This window comes from Streptomyces sp. TLI_55 (genome assembly GCF_900206255.1).
Taxonomy (GTDB): Bacteria; Actinomycetota; Actinomycetes; order Streptomycetales; family Streptomycetaceae; genus Streptomyces; species Streptomyces aquilus.
The window spans coordinates 3,545,179-3,561,975 of record NZ_OAOJ01000001.1 but is presented as its reverse complement, the minus strand read 5'-3'; the positions used below and the strand labels follow the sequence as shown (position 1 = coordinate 3,561,975).

20 protein-coding genes are annotated in these 16,797 nt (G+C 71.0%); 10 read left to right on the top strand and 10 right to left on the bottom strand.

The annotated features are described in order from the left end of the window. Positions 1 to 170 precede the first annotated feature (170 nt). Together CRP56_RS16455 and CRP56_RS16450 are read left to right on the top strand one after the other, a co-directional pair. Positions 171 to 812, top strand: coding sequence for an IclR family transcriptional regulator (locus CRP56_RS16455; protein WP_097264737.1), 642 nt, complete (start codon positions 171 to 173; stop codon positions 810 to 812). A gap of 82 nt (positions 813 to 894) precedes the next feature. Continuing rightward, on the top strand, positions 895 to 1,686 hold the full coding sequence (locus CRP56_RS16450) for a YlbL family protein (RefSeq protein WP_097264735.1): 792 nt from the start codon (positions 895 to 897) through the stop codon (positions 1,684 to 1,686). Here CRP56_RS16450 and CRP56_RS16445 read toward each other — a convergent pair. From CRP56_RS16445 to CRP56_RS16415, 7 genes are all read right to left on the bottom strand, one after another. Further along, a complete protein-coding gene (locus CRP56_RS16445; protein ID WP_097274118.1) occupies positions 1,683 to 1,865 on the bottom strand; it encodes a hypothetical protein in 183 nt (60 codons plus the stop codon). The genes CRP56_RS16450 and CRP56_RS16445 overlap by 4 nt on opposite strands. Next, entirely contained in the window at positions 1,865 to 2,449 is a 585-nt protein-coding gene (locus CRP56_RS16440) for an ArsR/SmtB family transcription factor (protein WP_097264733.1), read from the bottom strand. The genes CRP56_RS16445 and CRP56_RS16440 overlap by 1 nt, the downstream gene beginning before the upstream one ends. A gap of 102 nt (positions 2,450 to 2,551) precedes the next feature. Next, the gene (locus tag CRP56_RS16435) at positions 2,552 to 3,514 is read right to left on the bottom strand and encodes a glycine betaine ABC transporter substrate-binding protein (RefSeq protein ID WP_097264731.1); all 963 of its coding nucleotides are present in this window, start codon (positions 3,512 to 3,514) and stop codon (positions 2,552 to 2,554) included. Further along, positions 3,511 to 4,254, bottom strand: coding sequence for an ABC transporter permease (locus CRP56_RS16430; RefSeq protein WP_257041935.1), 744 nt, complete (start codon positions 4,252 to 4,254; stop codon positions 3,511 to 3,513). Before CRP56_RS16430 ends, CRP56_RS16435 begins: the two co-directional genes overlap by 4 nt. A 68-nt stretch (positions 4,255 to 4,322) precedes the next feature. After that, a complete protein-coding gene (locus tag CRP56_RS16425) occupies positions 4,323 to 5,567 on the bottom strand; it encodes a betaine/proline/choline family ABC transporter ATP-binding protein (RefSeq protein ID WP_097264727.1) in 1,245 nt (414 codons plus the stop codon). Next, the gene (locus CRP56_RS16420; protein WP_097264725.1) at positions 5,560 to 6,207 is read right to left on the bottom strand and encodes an ABC transporter permease; all 648 of its coding nucleotides are present in this window, start codon (positions 6,205 to 6,207) and stop codon (positions 5,560 to 5,562) included. Before CRP56_RS16420 ends, CRP56_RS16425 begins: the two co-directional genes overlap by 8 nt. Positions 6,208 to 6,227: 20 nt before the next feature. Further along, positions 6,228 to 6,707, bottom strand: a complete 480-nt coding sequence (locus tag CRP56_RS16415; RefSeq protein ID WP_097274116.1) for an Lrp/AsnC family transcriptional regulator — start codon at positions 6,705 to 6,707, stop codon at positions 6,228 to 6,230. 127 nt (positions 6,708 to 6,834) lie between these two features. On the opposite strand from CRP56_RS16415, the gene hppD reads away from it, so the two are divergent. From hppD to nthA, 5 genes are read left to right on the top strand one after another with little or no spacing between them, the layout of a single operon-like run. Further along, positions 6,835 to 7,980: a 4-hydroxyphenylpyruvate dioxygenase gene (gene hppD, locus CRP56_RS16410; RefSeq protein WP_097264723.1), complete on the top strand. Its 1,146-nt coding sequence runs from the start codon at positions 6,835 to 6,837 to the stop codon at positions 7,978 to 7,980. A 21-nt stretch (positions 7,981 to 8,001) separates the two neighbouring features. After that, a complete protein-coding gene (locus CRP56_RS16405) occupies positions 8,002 to 8,856 on the top strand; it encodes a phage baseplate protein (protein ID WP_097264721.1) in 855 nt (284 codons plus the stop codon). Between the two features lie 54 nt (positions 8,857 to 8,910). Continuing rightward, entirely contained in the window at positions 8,911 to 9,192 is a 282-nt protein-coding gene (locus CRP56_RS16400) for an SH3-like domain-containing protein (RefSeq protein ID WP_097264718.1), read from the top strand. Then, the gene (locus CRP56_RS16395) at positions 9,185 to 9,478 is read left to right on the top strand and encodes an SH3-like domain-containing protein (protein ID WP_097264716.1); all 294 of its coding nucleotides are present in this window, start codon (positions 9,185 to 9,187) and stop codon (positions 9,476 to 9,478) included. Before CRP56_RS16400 ends, CRP56_RS16395 begins: the two co-directional genes overlap by 8 nt. Next, entirely contained in the window at positions 9,468 to 10,049 is a 582-nt protein-coding gene (gene nthA, locus CRP56_RS16390) for a nitrile hydratase subunit alpha (protein ID WP_097264714.1), read from the top strand. Before CRP56_RS16395 ends, nthA begins: the two co-directional genes overlap by 11 nt. On the opposite strand, the gene CRP56_RS16385 is transcribed toward nthA, so the two are convergent. Further along, the gene (locus CRP56_RS16385; RefSeq protein WP_097264712.1) at positions 10,012 to 11,463 is read right to left on the bottom strand and encodes a tetratricopeptide repeat protein; all 1,452 of its coding nucleotides are present in this window, start codon (positions 11,461 to 11,463) and stop codon (positions 10,012 to 10,014) included. The two genes, nthA and CRP56_RS16385, sit on opposite strands and share 38 nt — an antisense overlap. 91 nt (positions 11,464 to 11,554) lie before the next feature. On the opposite strand from CRP56_RS16385, the gene CRP56_RS16380 reads away from it, so the two are divergent. Next, positions 11,555 to 12,961 (top strand): FAD-binding oxidoreductase, encoded by a 1,407-nt coding sequence (locus CRP56_RS16380; RefSeq protein ID WP_097264709.1) that lies wholly within the window; start codon positions 11,555 to 11,557, stop codon positions 12,959 to 12,961. Between the two features lie 17 nt (positions 12,962 to 12,978). On the opposite strand, the gene CRP56_RS16375 is transcribed toward CRP56_RS16380, so the two are convergent. Further along, a complete protein-coding gene (locus tag CRP56_RS16375) occupies positions 12,979 to 13,392 on the bottom strand; it encodes an SsgA family sporulation/cell division regulator (protein WP_097264707.1) in 414 nt (137 codons plus the stop codon). A gap of 225 nt (positions 13,393 to 13,617) precedes the next feature. Here CRP56_RS16375 and CRP56_RS16370 point away from each other — a divergent pair, with 225 nt between their 5' ends. Continuing rightward, positions 13,618 to 15,441, top strand: a complete 1,824-nt coding sequence (locus CRP56_RS16370; protein WP_097264705.1) for an RDD family protein — start codon at positions 13,618 to 13,620, stop codon at positions 15,439 to 15,441. A gap of 89 nt (positions 15,442 to 15,530) precedes the next feature. Next, positions 15,531 to 16,157 (top strand): RDD family protein, encoded by a 627-nt coding sequence (locus CRP56_RS16365; protein WP_097264703.1) that lies wholly within the window; start codon positions 15,531 to 15,533, stop codon positions 16,155 to 16,157. A gap of 28 nt (positions 16,158 to 16,185) precedes the next feature. Here CRP56_RS16365 and CRP56_RS16360 read toward each other — a convergent pair whose 3' ends face one another. After that, a complete protein-coding gene (locus tag CRP56_RS16360; protein ID WP_097264701.1) occupies positions 16,186 to 16,464 on the bottom strand; it encodes a hypothetical protein in 279 nt (92 codons plus the stop codon). Between the last annotated feature and the right edge of the window lie 333 nt (positions 16,465 to 16,797).

Sequence of the window (16,797 nt, the reverse complement as noted above, 5' to 3'; positions counted from 1 at the left end):
ACACGCCCCGTGGCAGCGCCGCCGCGGAGCGCAGCCGTGAAGCGACGCGGCCCGGTACGCATGCCGGGCCGCCGGCCGATCGGCGGCCTCTGACGCGCGTCACCGACGGGACTCGATGACGCACCGCCGCGACAAGGCCGCCGACCTCACCACTTGGAGGAGTGGGCGTCGTGACCGCGGAGACCTCTCAGACGCTCGACCGAGGACTGCGTGTCCTCAAGCTGCTGGCCGATACGGACCACGGGCTGACCGTCACCGAGCTATCCAACAAGCTGGGCGTGAACCGGACTGTCGTATACCGGTTGCTCGCCACCCTCGAACAGCACGCTCTCGTACGACGTGATCTGGGCGGCCGTGCCCGGGTCGGCCTCGGCGTGCTGCGCCTGGGCCGCCAGGTGCATCCGCTGGTGCGCGAGGCCGCGCTGCCGGCCCTGCGTTCCCTCGCCGAGGACATCGGGGCCACGGCCCATCTCACGCTGGTCGACGGGGCGGAGGCGCTGGCTGTCGCCGTGGTCGAGCCGACGTGGACGGACTACCACGTGGCCTACCGCGCCGGGTTCCGCCACCCCCTGGACCGGGGCGCCGCGGGCCGGGCGATCCTGTCCGCCCGCACCCAGCCGTCCGGCGAGCCGGGCTACACCCTCACCCACGGCGAACTGGAGGCGGGAGCCAGCGGCGCCGCCGCCCCGCTGCTCGGCGTCACGGGCGTCGAGGGCAGCGTCGGCGTGGTGATGCTGGCGGACGCGGTGCCCGAACGGGTGGGCCCGCGCGTGATGGACGCGGCACGGGAGGTGGCGGAGGCGTTGCGCTGAGGGCTCGGCGAGGGGGAGCGGGGCGGCCGCGGGCCACCCCCGTGGCCGTGGCCGGAAGTGACCGTCGCGTTAGATTGATCCCGTGCTCTCTCGCCTCACGCGCCCCCGGGCCGTCGCCGTCTGCGCCCTGCCCGTCGTGGCCCTGCTCGCCACCGCGGCGTTCGCGCCCCTGCCGTTCTCCCTGACGCAGCCCGGCATGACGGCGAACGTCCTCGGCGAGAACCAGCACACCCCGGTGATCACCATCAAGGGCGCCGAGACGCGTACGACGACCGGGCAGCTGCGGATGACGACCATCGAGGCGACCAATCCGGACACCCGGGTCTCGCTCGGGGACGTGCTCGACGCGTGGTTCGCCACGGACCAGGCGGTCATGCCGCGCGACTCGGTCTATCCGAGCGGCCAGTCCACCAAGGAGATCGAGCAGCACAACACCGAGCAGATGAAGCAGTCCCAGGACGCGGCGACCGAGGCCGCGCTGAACTACCTGGACCTCTCCGGCAAGAACATCAAGGTCACCCTGAAACTGGCCGACGTGGGCGGGCCCAGCGCCGGGCTCCTCTTCTCCCTCGGCATCGTCGACAAGCTGGACGGCGACAGCAACGGCGGTGACCTCACGGGCGGCCGGGTGATCGCCGGTACGGGCACGATCGACGCGGATGGGACGGTGGGCGCGGTGGGTGGCGTCTCCCTGAAGACCCAGGCCGCGAAGCGGGACGGTGCCACGGTGTTCCTCGTCCCCAAGGACGAGTGCGGCGACGCGAAGGCGGAACTCCCCAAGGGGCTGCGGCTGATCCCGGTGACGACGCTGAAGGGGGCGGTCAGCTCCCTGGTGGCGCTGGAGTCGGGGAAGGGTTCGGTTCCGAGCTGTTAGGCGAGGGCGGGGCGGGGGTCGGCGGCGAGACGCAGACCGAGCTCTACGAGGGTCCAGCCGACGCGGGTGCGCAGCTCGCTCCGGGGCTTGGCCTCGGTGGCGAGGCGGTGCGCTTCGGCTTGGGCGTGGAGGTCGGCCGCGCGGAGCTGGTGCAGGGCGAGGTGGGTCTCCGGGTCGATCACTGGGGTTCCTTTCCGTCCGTCGTGATGGGGAAGGCGTGGGTGTGGATGCGTACCTGAGCCGTGTCGTCGCCCGCGGGTAGATCGCGGTAGGTCTCGATCAGGGCGTGCATCTTCTCGATGAGTTCGAGGCTCTGCTCCGGCGTCAGCTGTAGCGTCGCGCTGCTCATGTCCCAGACGCGGTTCCAGGCCTCCGGCCAGGTGGCGCGGGTTCCCAGCCAGGCGGAGAGGTTCTGGATCTGGGTGGTGGCGACCTCGTGGAGGTAGAGGTCGGCGGCCCCGCGGACGGCAGGGTCGCTGTCCGTGAGCAGGGAGTCGTCGAAGGTCAGCCCGGTGTGGACCGCTTTCCACCAGCGCTCCCGACCCTTGCCGCGCTCGGGATCGTCCGCCACGAAGCCGTGGGCGGCAAGCTGGCGCAGGTGATAACTGGTCGCCCCGCTCGACTCACCCAGCCTCTCGGCCAGTTGGGACGCGGTGGCGGGCCCTTCGAAACGCAGGGCGTCGAGCAACTGCATCCGCAGCGGATGCGCCAGCCCGCGCAGTGAACGCGCGTCAAGTTTCCGTAGGTTGGGCTCTTCCGGCATGCGTACAAAGATAGCTATGCAAAGGTTCCTTTGCAACGCCTTCTTTGTAAGTCGCCGGAAGCCGGGTCACCGCCGGAAGCCGGGTCACCGCCGGAGGCCGGGTCACCCCTCCTTCACGAACCCCTCCGCCTTCATCCAGTCCAGCGCCACCTCGTGCGGATCCTCCCCGTCCACGTCCACCTTGGCGTTCAGCTCCTGCGCCACCGTGTTGTCCAGCTTCTTCGTGACCGGGTCCAGGACCTTCTCGATCGCCGGCCACTTCTTCAGGGCCTTGGAGTTGATCTCGGGGGCGGCGTTGTAGTTGGGGAAGAACTTCCTGTCGTCCCGCATGACCGCGAGGTTCATGGACCTGATGCGGCCGTCGGTCGTGAAGACCTCGCCGTAGGTGCAACTGCCCTTCTTCACCTGGGTGTAGATGATCCCGGTGTCCATCTGCGTGATGTTCCTCGTCGGCACGCTCATCCCGTATGCCTTCTCCATGCCCGGCAACCCGTCCGCGCGGTTGGCGAACTCGCTCTCCACGCACAGCGTCACCGCACCGGGGTCGGACTTCGACAGCGCGGCCACGTCCGACAGCGTCTTCGTGCCGTACTTCTCGGCGTTGGCCGCGTTCATGGCCAGCGCGTACGTGTTGTTCAGCGCCGCGGGGGGCAGCCACGTCAGACCGTTCTTCAGGTCGGCCTTCCGTACCGCCTCCCACTGCGCCCGCGGGTCGGCGATCGGCTCGCTGTTGCCCTGGTACGTGATCCACGCGGTGCCCGTGTACTCGTACATCCCGTCCGCGTCACCGGACTTGACCGCCTCCCGTGCCCCGATGGACCCCTGGATGCCGGTGCGGTCCAGTACGTCCGCGCCCGCCGCCTCGAACGCGATCCCCATGATCGCGCCCAGGATCAGCTGTTCCGTGAACTCCTTGGACGTGACCGTCAGGCTCGCGCCCTTCAGCGGTTCGCCGCCGCCGATCGACCCCGGCTTCACGTCGTCCACCATGGGGGAGCCGCTCGTCAGACCGCAGGCCGAGGCCAGCACCAGCAGCCCCGCCGTCACCAGGCACACCCGCCTCATCGCCCCACCTCCAACCCCCGTGGCCTGAGCACCAGTTCCGCGAGCGAGGCCAGCCAGTCCACCAGCAGGGCCAGCGCCACCGTGAGGATCGAGCCCAGCATCAGCACCGGCATGCGCTGGTTGGTGATGCCGGTCGTGATCAGGACACCCAGGCCGCCGCCCCCGCCGAACGTCGCCAGCGTCGCCGTACCGACATTGAGGACCAGGGCCGTGCGGACGCCCGCGAGGATCAGGGGGACCGCGAGCGGGAGTTCCACCCGCGTCAGCACCCCCACCGACGACATCCCGATGCCCCGCGCCGCCTCCAGCAGCGTCGGGTCGTTCGCCTTCAGGCCCGCGATCGTGTTCGACAGCACCGGGAGCACCGCGTAGATGATGATGCCGATCAGCGCCGCCTTCGTCCCCGTGCCCAGCCAGATCACCAGCAGGGCGAGGAGGCCGATCGCCGGGGTCGCCTGGCCCATGTTGGCGACGGCCATGGCGACCGGGGTGGCCTTCCGGAACATCTTCCGGGTCAGCAGGATGCCCAGCGGGATCGCGATGATCAGCACGAAGAAGGTGGAGATCACCACCAGCTGCACCTGCTGCCAAAGGGCCTTCGACACCTGCCCGTTGGACAGCGCGTTCTCGGAGAGCGGGTCCAGTTCCGCCTGCTGGAACCACAGCCAGGTCGCCAGCAGCAGCGCCACCAGGACAGCCGGCAGAAACGTCAGCTTCTGCCAGGTGATCCGGCGCCGCATCTCCACCCGCGGTGCCGGCGCCTCCCGCTCCTCCAGGGAGTCCTCCTGCTCCTCCAGCTCGGGGACGCTCACGCCTTCTTCTCCCCTCCGTCGCCCTCCTGTTCGGCGTGGGTCTGCGCGGCCCTGGCCTCCTCCAGCTCGTGCTGGTGCTCCATGGCCTCCAGCCGGTCCGCCTCCAGCAGTTCGTGCACGGAGTTCATCAGCGTCTCCATGTCGACGACGCCCGTGTACTCCCCGCGCCGCCCGGTCACCGCCACCCGCCCCGCGTTGTCCGTCAGCACGGCCTCCAGCGCGTCCCGCAGGGTCGCGTCCCGCGTCACCGTGTCGCTCACGAGCGTGCCCGCCCGCGCCAGCGAACCCTTCGCCCGCATCAGGTCGCCGCGCCGCAGCCACTTGTAGGGGCGCCCGCGCCTGTCGAGGAGCAGGATCTCGTTCGTACCGCTGTCCCGGAGCCGGTTGAAGATGTCCTGGAGCGGGTCGTCGACGGTCACCGTGGGGTAGTCGGTGATCTCCACGTTCCGTACGCGGGTCAGGTTCAGCCGCTTGAGGGCCGCGCCCGCGCCGACGAATCCCGACACGAAGTCGTCCGCCGGGTTGGTGAGGATCGCCTCCGGGGTGTCGAACTGCGCGATGTGCGAGCGTTCGCGCAGCACGGCGATACGGTCGCCCAGTTTGATCGCCTCGTCGAAGTCGTGCGTGACGAACACGATCGTCTTGTGCAGCTCGTGCTGGAGCCTGATCAACTCGTCCTGGAGATGGTCCCGGGTGATCGGGTCGACCGCGCCGAACGGCTCGTCCATCAGCAGCACCGGCGGGTCCGCCGCCAACGCCCGGGCCACGCCCACGCGTTGCTGCTGGCCGCCGGAGAGCTGACGCGGATACCGGCCGTGGAACTCGCCGGGGTCGAGGCCGACCAGGTCGAGCAGCTCCTCCACCCGGTCCTTGATCCGGCTCTTGCCCCAGCCGACCATCTTCGGCACCAGCGCGATGTTCTGCGCGACCGTCATGTGCGGGAACAGGCCCGCCGATTGGATCGCATAGCCCACCTTGCGGCGCAGCTTGACCGGATCGATGTCGGTGACGTCCTCACCGTTGATCCGGATGCGGCCACCGGACGGCTCGATCAACCTGTTGATCATCTTGAGCGTCGTCGACTTACCGCAGCCGGACGGACCGACGAAGATGACGATCTCGCCCGCCTTGATCTCCATGCTGACGTTGTCGACGGACGGCTGCGGATTGCCGGGATACCTCTTGGTGAGGTTCTCCAGCTCGATGGAGGCCCCCGAAGCGGAGCCGGCGGTCTCAGACACGGATCCCCCTGGGAATGGTCAGCCGCCCGATCAGGACGTACGCGGCGTCGAACAGCAGGGCCAGGACGATGATCCCGAGGGTGCCCGCGAGCACCTGGTTGAGCGCGTTCTTGCTGCCCAGGGAGGCGATCCCACGGAAGATCTCGTTGCCGAGGCCGGGCCCGGAGGCGTAGGCGGCGATGGCCGCGATGCCCATCAGCATCTGCGTGGAGACGCGGATCCCGGTCAGGATCGGCGGCCAGGCCAGCGGCAGCTCGATCCGCACCAGCCGCATCGGCCGGGACATCCCGATGCCCGTCGCCGCGTCCACCAGGGACGGATCGACCCCGCGCAGGCCGACGATCGCGTTGCGCACGATCGGCAGCAGCCCGTACAGGGTCAGCGTGATCACCGTGGGCGGCACACCGAGACCGACCATCGGGATGAGCAGACCGATCATGGCGAGCGACGGGATGGTCAGAATGGTCGAGGTGGTCAGCGTCGCGAGGTTCCCGGCCCATTCGCTGCGATAGGTGACGACCCCGATCAGCACCCCGAGAAGCGTGGCCACCACCATGCACTGGAAGACGGCACTGGCGTGCTGATAGGCGTCGGCGAGCAGCTGCTGATGACGGTTGCCGAGATACTCCCAGAAGCTCACACGCGGTCACCCCATGACAGCTAGTCCCTGTCCTCGCTGTCCGCCGCCTGTTCCACCAGCGGGATGATCCGCAGCGGAACCGGGTTCTCCATCACGATCGCCGTGGCGGCCCGGACGATCCCATCGAAACCGACAACGCGGTCGATCACCCGCTGAAGATCCGCGTTGGACCGGGCCACCAGGCGGCACAGCATGTCCCCGGAGCCCGTGGTCGTGTGCAGCTCCAGGACCTCCGGCACGGTCGCCAAGTGGGCCCGTACGTCAGTGCCTTGCCCCTGCCGGATCTGGAGCGTGGCGAACGCGGTCACCGGGTAGCCGAGGGCCGCCGGATCCACCTCGGGACCGAATCCGCGGATGACGCCATTCGACTGAAGGCGGTCCAGGCGTGCCTGCACCGTGCCGCGGGCCACCCCCAGCCGCCGGGACATCTCCAGCACCCCGATCCGGGGCTCCCGCGCCAGCAGCACGATGATCCGTCCGTCCAGTGCGTCGATCCCCACGAGCGTCACCCTTCCCGGTGGTCATCCTGTACAGAGGGCCTGCCGGTAAGGGCCCGCCATCGGACATATTGTCCAGCGAATGCGCATTCCGTTGCTCATCTTGCCGCCACGGGGGAACGCTGCCTATATGACGCAGACCACACACCAGACCCCCGACACCGCCCGGCAGGCCGACCCCTTCCCGGTCAAGGGAATGGACGCGGTCGTCTTCGCCGTCGGCAACGCCAAGCAGGCGGCGCACTACTACTCCAGCGCCTTCGGCATGCGGCTGGTCGCCTACTCCGGACCGGAGAACGGCAGCCGCGAGACCGCGAGCTACGTCCTGGAGAACGGCTCCGCCCGGTTCGTCCTCACCTCCGTCATCAAGGCCGCCACCACCTGGGGCCACTTCCTCGCCCGGCACGTGGCCGAGCACGGCGACGGCGTCGTCGACCTCGCCATCGAGGTCCCGGACGCCCGCCGCGCGTACGCCTACGCGATCGAGCACGGCGCGACGAGCGTCACCGAGCCCCACGAGCTGAAGGACGAGCACGGCACCGTCGTGCTGGCCGCGATCGCCACGTACGGCGAGACCCGCCACACCCTCGTCGAGCGCACGGAGTACGACGGCCCCTACCTCCCCGGCTTCGTCGCCGCGAGCCCTCTCGTCGAGCCGCCCGCCCACCGCACCTTCCAGGCCATCGACCACTGCGTCGGCAACGTCGAGCTCGGCCGGATGAACGAATGGGTCGGCTTCTACAACAAGGTCATGGGCTTCACGAACATGAAGGAGTTCGTGGGCGACGACATCGCCACCGAGTACAGCGCGCTGATGTCCAAGGTCGTCGCCGACGGCACGCTCAAGGTGAAGTTCCCGATCAACGAACCCGCCATCGCCAAGAAGAAGTCCCAGATCGACGAGTACCTGGAGTTCTACGGCGGGGCCGGCGTCCAGCACATCGCCCTGAACACCGGCGACATCGTCGAGACCGTACGGACCATGCGGGCGGCCGGGGTCCGGTTCCTCGACACCCCCGACTCGTACTACGACACCCTCGGCGAGTGGGTCGGCGACACCCGCGTCCCCGTCGAGACCCTGCGCGAGCTGAAGATCCTCGCCGACCGTGACGAGGACGGCTATCTGCTGCAGATCTTCACCAAGCCGGTCCAGGACCGGCCGACCGTCTTCTTCGAGATCATCGAGCGGCACGGCTCGATGGGCTTCGGCAAGGGCAACTTCAAGGCCCTCTTCGAGGCGATCGAGCGCGAGCAGGCCCGCCGCGGCAACCTGTGAGGTCGCGGTAACCTCACCCCCGTGACCGACCGCGTCGACCTCGCCGTGCCCGCGAAGCGCCGGCTGAAGGAGAAGGCCCTGCACGAGGGCACGGTCCTGCAGTCCTTCGCCTTCGACGAGGTGCACCGGCACCTGTACGCCCTCCAGGTCCGCCGCGGCGGCATCGGCGCCGGCCACCTCTGCCTCAACAAGCTCGACTACGACGGCACGTTGCTCGGCCACATGCACCTCCAGGGCTTCGGGCACGGCGTCAGCATGGGCGTGCAGAACGCCGCCGACGGCAAGGTGTGGATCTGGACCGAGTGCGAGGCGAAGCGCGGCTACGGCCAGGCCGTCACCCGCTTCCAGTTCGCCGCCGGCGCCACCCGCACCGTCGCGGACGTCCACACCCGCAAGCCGATACCGGGTTCGACCAACAACCAGCCCACGGTCTGCATGGCGAGCAGGCGCATAGCCGTCCGCTACCGCATCAAGGGCAAGCCCCGCTACCGCGTCTGGGACCTCGACGCCTTCGTCGACCGCGACTACGACGACCCCGTCGCCGACATCGCCCAGCCCGCCCCGCACCCCGACCCCAAGATCCCCTTCCAGGGGTACGCCCTGCACGGCGACCACCTCTACCAGCTCGCCGGCACCGCCTACGACCCCAAGACCAACCCGGCCGCCAAGTTCGGCAACGCCCACCTCTCCTGCGTCGACCTCACCACCGGCGAACTGCTCCAGCGCATGCGCACCGAGGCCGGCCGCTCCCTCACCCACCGCGAGCCGGAGGGCCTCGCCGTCCGCCGCACGACGCAGAAGGGCCTCTACCTGGGCCTCGCGTCGGGCGCGGCCGGCGCCCGCCGCTTCTCCCTGTACGCCAAGCCACTCTCGTAGCCCCGTCGATGTCGTGGCCGAGCCGCCGCCGTCGTACGGCCGTAGGCTGGCCCCATGGCGAGGATCAACGACGTGGGCGGTACCCAGGGCTTCGGCGCGATCGACACCGCCGACGACACCGAACCCTTCCACGCGGACTGGGAGGCCCGGATCGTCGGCCTCTTCAACACCCTGCGCGCCCAAGGCCTGTTCAACACCAACGAGTTCCGGGACGCCATCGAGTCGATGCCGCCCGCCGAGTACCTGGCGGCCTCGTACTACGAGCGCTGGTTCACCGCGATCGTCGCCCTCCTGGAGGCCAAGGGCGTGCTGGAACCAGGTGAGCTGGATGACTGACGGCGACCGCTTCCCGCCCGGCACCCGCGTCCGCACCTTCCCCCACGACCCGCCGCACCACACCCGCCTGCCCCGCTACGCCCGCGGCAAGCGAGGCGTCGTCGTCGAACCCGAGGGTCCCGCGGAGCTCGCCGACATCAGCGCGCAGGGCCGCGGGGACGCGCCGGTCGAGCAGATCTACGCGGTCCGCTTCGCGGCCCGAGACCTGTGGGGCGAGGGCGACCATCACGTCGTACTGGACCTGTGGGAAAGCTACTTGGAGGAGGATCCCGACCGTGAGCGGTGAGCACCTGGACGCGACGATCGCCCGGCGGGTACGGCGCCTGGAAACCCTGCTGGAGGAGAAGGGCCTGATCACCGGCGAGCGGGTGGACGAGGCCATCGACGCCTTCCTCGCCTCCTCCTCCCCGGCGAACGGCGCCCGGGTGGTGGCCCGTGCCTGGACCGACGAGGCCTTCAGGTCCCGCCTCCTCGCGGACGGCACGGCCGCCGTGCAGGAACTCGGCTACATGGAGGGCGCGTACCAGCGTCTGCGCGTCGTCGAGAACACCGCCGACACCCACCACGTCATCGTCTGCACCCTCTGCTCCTGCTACCCGCTGCGCCTGCTCGGCCCGTCGCCCAGCTGGTACAAGTCCGAGGCGTACCGCTCCCGGGTGGTCCGCGAACCCCGGTCCGTGCTGCGGGAGTTCGGCCTGGAACTCCCCGACACCGTCGACATCACGGTGTGGGACTCCAGCGCCGAGAGCCGCTACATGGTCCTGCCGAGGAGGCCGGAGGGTACGGAAGGGCTGGCGGAGGCGGAGCTGGCGGCGCTGGTCACGCGCAACGGTCTGATCGGCACGGCTGCTGTGTGACCGACTCCGGTACCTCCAAGGACGGTTCCGCGCCGAGTTCCGTCAACGCCTCCCGGGCCGTGCGGACTTGGAGCTGCGAGAAGTACGGGTTGATCCGCAGCGCCTCCTGAAGATGCCGCCGCGCGGGGCCCTCCTGGTCCAACTCCTTCTCGATCATGCCCCGGTGGAAGGCGTACAGCGCACTGCGGACGCCGCCCCCGTGCACCTTGTCCGTCGCCCGCACCGCGTACCGCAGCGCCTCCTCGTCCTGCCCGGCCCGGTGCAGCGCCCACCCCAGCGCGTCGGCGACCGCGATCCCCGGCTGGCGCCGCCACTCCGCCCGCAACCGGCGGACTGCGGAGGCGGGATCACCGTGGTCGGCCTCGAACACGCCGAGGACGAGTTCCTCGTCGGCCCCGTCCGCGGCGGCGCCGCGCACCCACGCCCGCAGCAGGTCGTACTGCGCCCGCGCCGCCTCCCGCAGCCCCAGCGACTCGTACAACTCGCCCAGTTCCAGGGCGTATTGCGGGCTCGGCTGGTTGGTCAGCGCCAGCCGGTACGCGCTCAGCGCCTCCGCCGTCCGCCCGAGCGCCGCCAACGCCCGCCCCTGCCCGGCCTGCGCGGCCCGCTGGTCGGGGTCGAGCCGCACCGCCTCCCGGAAGTTCCGCAGGGCGGCCTCCCGCTCCCCGCGCTCCCAGGCCAGCTGCCCCACCCGCTCCAGGTACGCCGCCCGCTCGGCCGGCGCCGTCGCGCCCGCCGCCGCGTCGGAGAGCTGCGCCATCGCGTCCTCACGCCAGCCCCGGTCCCGGTACACCGCCCCGGCCCTCGCCCGCACGGCCGGCCCGTCCCGCAGCTCCTGAAGCCGCTCCAGCGCCCGCCCCGCGGCCTTCCAGTCGCCGAGCCCGGTACAGGCGTCGATCAGCAGCGGGTACGTCGTCCAGCGCTTCGCGTCCAGCTTCCGCGCGGCCTCACCCCATGTCCGCGCCGCCCGGAAGTCCCGCCGCGCGTTCGCCAGCGCCGCCATCCCGTCGTAGGCGGCGGCGCTCTTCTCGATCTTCAGCGCGGTCCGCAGCGCCCGGTCGGCCTTCGGGTAGTACGCCGACTGCGCCGTCCGCCGCCCCTGCTCCACGTACGCCGCGCCGAGCACCGCCCACGACTCGGCGTCCCGCGGATTCCGCCGCAGATGGGCCTCCCGCTCACCGATCAGCACCGCGAGGTCCGGCAGCGCGGCCGGCACCCCCGCCGACACCGCCGTGAGCGCCTGCGCGCCCGGCGCCGGCGGCACGGCCGCCCGCGGACCCGTCCGCTGCACCGGCACCACCATCAGCGTCCCGCCGAGCACCAGACACCCGGTGAGGGCCGCGACCAGCCCCCAGCGGCCGAGCCCCCAGCGGCCGAGACGTCCACCTCGCCGGGCCTCCTCTTGGTTCTCCATGGCGCTCACTGTCGTCAATACGACGACCACATCCCCGTATGCGAAGGCCGGTGCGGACGGGGTTCACACCGATGGCCCCGGGTGCGACGCTGTGATCATGAGCCGCATCGAAGCGCCCCGCGACGAAGTCACCGGAAACCTCGTCGACCGGCTCCTGGCCGGTCTGCCCACCGAGGCCGTCCTGACCGACCCCGACGTCACGGCCTCCTACGCCAACGACATGGCCAGCTTCTGCCCGGCCGGCGCGCCCGCGGTCGTCGTCCTGCCGCGCACCGTCGAGCAGGTCCAGCACGTCATGCGCATCGCCACGGAACTGCGCGTCCCGGTCGTCCCGCAGGGCGCCCGCACCGGACTGTCCGGCGGCGCCAACGCCACCGACGACTGCATCGTGCTGTCCCTCACCAAGATGGACCGCATCCTGGAGATCGACCCGGTCGAGCGCATCGCCGTCGTCGAACCGGGCGTCATCAACGCGACCCTCTCCCGCGCGGTCAACGAACACGGCCTCTACTACCCGCCGGACCCCTCCAGCTGGGAGATGTGCACCATCGGCGGCAACATCGGCACCGCCTCCGGCGGCCTGTGCTGCGTGAAGTACGGGGTGACGGCCGAGTACGTCCTCGGCCTCGACGTCGTCCTCGCCGACGGCCGCCTGATGTCCACCGGCAAGCGCACCGCCAAGGGCGTCGCCGGCTACGACCTCACCCGGCTGTTCGTCGGCTCCGAGGGCTCCCTCGGCATCGTCGTCAAGGCGGTCCTCGCCCTCCGGCCGCAGCCGCCGCAGCAGCTGGTGCTGGCCGCCGAGTTCGCCTCGGCCGCCGCGGCCTGCGACGCCGTGTGCCGGATCATGGCGGGCGGGCACGTCCCGTCCCTCCTCGAACTGATGGACCGTACGACCGTCAAGGCCGTCAACGCCATCGCCCACATGGGGCTCCCGGAGACCACCGAGGCCCTGCTGCTCGCCGCCTTCGACACCCCGCACCCGGCCGCCGACCTCGCCGCCGTGGGCGCCCTGTGCGAGGCCGCCGGCGCCACCCAGGTCGTCCCGGCCGACGACGCCGCCGAGTCCGAGCTGCTCCTCCAGGCCCGGCGGCTCTCGCTGACCGCGCTGGAAGCGGTCAAGGGCACGACGATGATCGACGACGTGTGCGTGCCCCGCTCCCGGCTCGCCGACATGCTGGAAGGGGTCGAGCGGATCGCCGGGAAGTACGACCTCACCATCGGGGTCTGCGCCCACGCCGGCGACGGCAACACCCACCCCACCGTCTGCTTCGACGCCGCCGACCCCGACGAGTCCCGGCGCGCCCGCGAGTCCTTCGACGAGATCATGGCCCTCGGCCTGGAGCTCGGCGGCACGATCACCGGCGAGCACGGGGTGGGCGTGCTGAAGAAGGAGTGGCTCGCGCGCGAACTCGGCCCCGTCGGGGTGGAGATGCAGCGGCAGATCAAGCAGGTCTTCGATCCCTTGGGCCTCCTGAACCCGGGCAAGCTGTTCTGACCCTTCGCGAGTCCGGCTCACTGGGCGAGCAGCTGGTCGAGCGCGTCGTCGATCCCCAGCTGCTCGCCCTCAGTCCCCGGGGGCACCACCCGCAGCGTCCGCTCCAGCCAGGCGGACACCTGCGCGGCGGGCGCCTCCAGGAGGGCGTCCCCGTCGGGTGAACTCAACGCCATCAGGACGACGCTGCGGCCCTCCGACTTCGTCGGCCACACCCGCACATCGCCGTGCCCGCACGGCCGGAACACCCCCTCCACCAGCAGCTCGCGGGAGAACGTCCAGTTCACCGGGTGGTCGGAGTTGATGTGGAAGGTGACGTGGACGGCGTACGGATCGTCGGTGCGGTAGCTCAGCAGGGCCGGCACCGGGATGCTGCGCTCCGGCGACAGGATGAGTTTGAGCTCCAGCTCGCGTTCCACCACGGTGTAGTGCATGTCGGTCGTTCCTCTCCGCTCCTGCGCGGCCCTGTGGTGGGCCCGCACGGGTGGAGAGCGGGGAGAGGGCGGAAGCATTACGCGGGTTCGGAGAAGTTTTTTCCGGACGCTTTTTCCGGACGCTCGAAGGTATGGGTCCGGTGGGACTGGCGGTGGGGGGTTGCGCCGGTCTGATAGATGTGGAGCCCCCCATATTCACCCCCGAGCAGATACGGGACGACGGACATGAGCGCCCCAACCCCGGCCCCCGGTGACGACAGGCCCCGCGAGGGCTACTACCCGGACCCGTCCATCCCCGGCTACGTCCGCTACTGGAACGGCGCCGCCTGGGTCCCGGGCACCAGCCGCCCGGCCCCGGCGGACGGCACCCCGCCGTCGCCGCCGGGTGCGGGTTCGGGCGCGGGTACGGGTGTTGCGGGTGGCGTGGTGCCGCCCGTGGAGGAGACGGGCCCGCACTTCTTCGACGAGGACCCGCAGCCGCAGGCCTCCCCGTCCGACGCGCAGCACGGCAGCCGCCCCGAGCCGGCGTCGGCCTGGGGCGCCGACCGGGGACGGCAGTCCGGCTTCGGCGGCGACCAGGACCGCCGCGTCTCCTGGGGAGCGCCGACCGGCCCCGACCCCCGCGTCCCGTCCGAGACGTCCAGCACGGACGGCACGGCGACGATCCCACCCGCCCAGGACGCCTCTGACGTCCCGTCGGGCAACACGTTCGTGTTCCGCAGGCCTACGACGGGACAGCAGGGGGGATCCGGGCAGGGCGGCGCGGGTGCGTCGGGTGGACCGGCCTTCGGCGCCGCGACTCCCGGTGTCCCAGGCCCCGGTGGCCCCGTGGGTGACGAGGGGACCATGACCTTCCGTGCGGTACCCCCGCGCACGGCCCAGCAGGGCGGGGCGCAGGGAGGGAGCACGGCCGGCGCACACGGGGCCGGTCCGACGCCGGGCCCCTTCGGCACCCCGACTCCCGGCACCCCGGGCTCCGCCGCCCCAGCCGGCCCTGGCGCCCCCGCGTCCGGCGGACCCGCTTTCCACGCCCCGGGCTCCTCCGCTCCCGGCGCCCCTGCTTCCGGGGGGCCCGGCACCCCGGCGTCCGGCCCGTCCGCTTCCGGGGGTCCCGCTTTCAATGCCCCGGCCTCTTCCGGCCCCGGCGCCCCTGCAGCCGGCGCCGCCACTTTCAACGCCCCCGGCGCCCCCGCTTTCAACGCCCCCGACACCTCCACCCCCGCAGCCCCCGGCTTCGGTGCCGGCAAGGCCGCTGCCGAGCGGGCTGCCGCCGCGCAGGCGCAGGCAGGTGCCGCGGCCCAGGCCCCCGCCTCCGCCGCCCCGACCGCCCTCTCCGGCCCCCAGCAGGCCAACCCGGCCGTCGGCCCCGCCGCCCCCGCCACGCCCTCCGTCCCGCAGCAGCCCACCCCCGCCTCCGCCCCCATGAGCAGCGGCCCCGGTGGTGGGCAGCCCTCCTGGGCGCAGCAGGTGCATCGGCTGGCCGGGGCGTCGGCGGAGGACCAGCCCGTCGTGCCCTGGAAGCCGCCCGTCGACGACATCTTCCAGGCCGCCGCCCGGCGTCAGGCCTCCGCCCGTCCGGCCGGCCTCGGCAAGCGGCTGGTGGCGCGGCTGCTGGACACGGTCGTGGTGCTCGGCGTCACCGCCGTCGCGGCCGTACCGCTCGGCACCAAGGCCCTCGACCACGTCGACGAGAAGATCGACGCGGCGAAGCTCAGCGGCGAGACCGTCACCGTCTGGCTGCTGGACGGCACGACGTCGACGTACCTCGGCGTCATCCTCGCCGTCCTCCTCCTCTTCGGCGTCCTCTACGAGGCGCTGCCCACCGCCAAGTGGGGCCGCACCCTCGGCAAGAAGCTGCTCGGCCTGGAGGTGCGGGACATCGAGGGCGGCGAACCCCCGTCCTTCGGCGCGGCCCTGCGCCGCTGGCTGGTCTACAGCGTCCCCGGCCTGCTCGCGATCGGTGTCGTGGGCGTCGTATGGGGCCTGTTCGACAAGCCGTGGCGCCAGTGCTGGCACGACAAGGCCGCACATACGTTCGTAGCGGGATAGCCGGATACCGCGGACGGGGCAACGGATTCCGTACTCCGGACGGCCGCTCGCCGGATGCGGAGCCCGGGGGTTCGCGGTCGACTCGGGCCATGAGCAGCGAACCGCCCCCCGGCTCCGGCCAGCCGCCGCCGGAAGACGACCCGTTCAGGAAGCAGCCCCCGCCGTCGGGCGACTCCGGTTCGCCGTACGGCAGTCAGCCCCCGCCCCCGCCGTACGGCGGGGGTGACCCCTACGGCGGTGGCGGCTACCCCGCCGACCCCCTCGCCGGCATGCCCCCGCTCGCCGACAGCGGCCGGCGCACGCTCGCGCGGATCATCGACATGATCCTGGTCGGAATCGTCGTCGCCCTGCTCACCTGGGGTTTCGGGGTCAACGAGTACGACGTGAACGCCGACAAGGTGGAGTACGGCAAGTCCTTCGCGCAGTCGCTGGTCGCTGCCCTGCTCTACATCGGCTACGACACCTTCATGATCACCAAGTCGGGCCAGACGCTCGGCAAGAAGTGGCTGAAGATGCGGGTGGCGAACCTGGAGAACGGTTCCACGCCCTCCGTGCAGACCGCCCTGATCCGCTCCCTGGTGCTGTGGATCCCGTTCGCGTTCTGCTGCGCCTGCATCTGGACCGCGATCGCGGGCGGCTGGAGCTTCTTCGACAGGCCCTACAAGCAGGGCCTGCACGACAAGGCGGCGAAGACGGTGGTGGTCAGCACCGGCTGACCGCCACCGTCACCGCCGTACGTCGGGTTCAGGCAGCCTTCCGGGAGCTCGTGGCCACCGCGGCCACGGGCTCCTCGGCCGCCACCGGGGCCGCCGCGGCGACCTCGGCGGGCTTCTGCACCGCGACCACACGCGACTTGGGGATCGGCACCGTCACGGCGACGAGGAGCCCGAGCGCGAGCGCCGAGACGGCGATGACCGCGATCCCGAGCCCCGAACTCGTCTGTGACAGCAGCAGCATGGCGAGCGTCGAGAAGATCACGGTGAACGAACCGTAGGCGAGCTGTGCGGCAGTCGGACGAGGCATGGCAATCGTGTCCTCGGAAGTGGGGGTCCACGGGGGTGTCGGCCTGGCTTTCCGCCGAATTTCGAACGTTCCGCCAATCGACTCTATTCGCGTGCATGCCCGAGCGGAACGAACAGTAAGCGTGACCTAACCAACAGTACCGGTGCACGGGGGGCGCACGGATTCATGCCGTCCATCCAGTGGACGGAGTCGAGCGCCGGTCGACCGGGGCCCGAGACGTTCGTAAAGCGGACGCCAACTCCGCATAGCGCACTTGTCCTGCTCAGGTCAAGATCTGTCTTTTCTTCTGAACCTCTAGTCAAATGACGTCACTTGACTACACGCGTTGATCAC

Excerpts from the sequence above, each read along its gene's own strand:
- CRP56_RS16440 (WP_097264733.1), bottom strand. The coding sequence starts at position 2,449 with ATGCCGGAAGAGCCCAACCTACGGAAACTTGACGCGCGTTCACTGCGC.
- CRP56_RS16435 (WP_097264731.1), bottom strand. The coding sequence starts at position 3,514 with ATGAGGCGGGTGTGCCTGGTGACGGCGGGGCTGCTGGTGCTGGCCTCG.
- CRP56_RS16430 (WP_257041935.1), bottom strand. The coding sequence starts at position 4,254 with ATGCGGCGCCGGATCACCTGGCAGAAGCTGACGTTTCTGCCGGCTGTC.
- hppD (WP_097264723.1), top strand. The coding sequence starts at position 6,835 with ATGACGCAGACCACACACCAGACCCCCGACACCGCCCGGCAGGCCGAC.
- CRP56_RS16400 (WP_097264718.1), top strand. The coding sequence starts at position 8,911 with ATGGCGAGGATCAACGACGTGGGCGGTACCCAGGGCTTCGGCGCGATC.
- CRP56_RS16395 (WP_097264716.1), top strand. The coding sequence starts at position 9,185 with ATGACTGACGGCGACCGCTTCCCGCCCGGCACCCGCGTCCGCACCTTC.
- CRP56_RS16385 (WP_097264712.1), bottom strand. The coding sequence starts at position 11,463 with ATGGAGAACCAAGAGGAGGCCCGGCGAGGTGGACGTCTCGGCCGCTGG.
- CRP56_RS16375 (WP_097264707.1), bottom strand. The coding sequence starts at position 13,392 with ATGCACTACACCGTGGTGGAACGCGAGCTGGAGCTCAAACTCATCCTG.
- CRP56_RS16370 (WP_097264705.1), top strand. The coding sequence starts at position 13,618 with ATGAGCGCCCCAACCCCGGCCCCCGGTGACGACAGGCCCCGCGAGGGC.
- CRP56_RS16365 (WP_097264703.1), top strand. The coding sequence starts at position 15,531 with ATGAGCAGCGAACCGCCCCCCGGCTCCGGCCAGCCGCCGCCGGAAGAC.
- CRP56_RS16360 (WP_097264701.1), bottom strand. The coding sequence starts at position 16,464 with ATGCCTCGTCCGACTGCCGCACAGCTCGCCTACGGTTCGTTCACCGTG.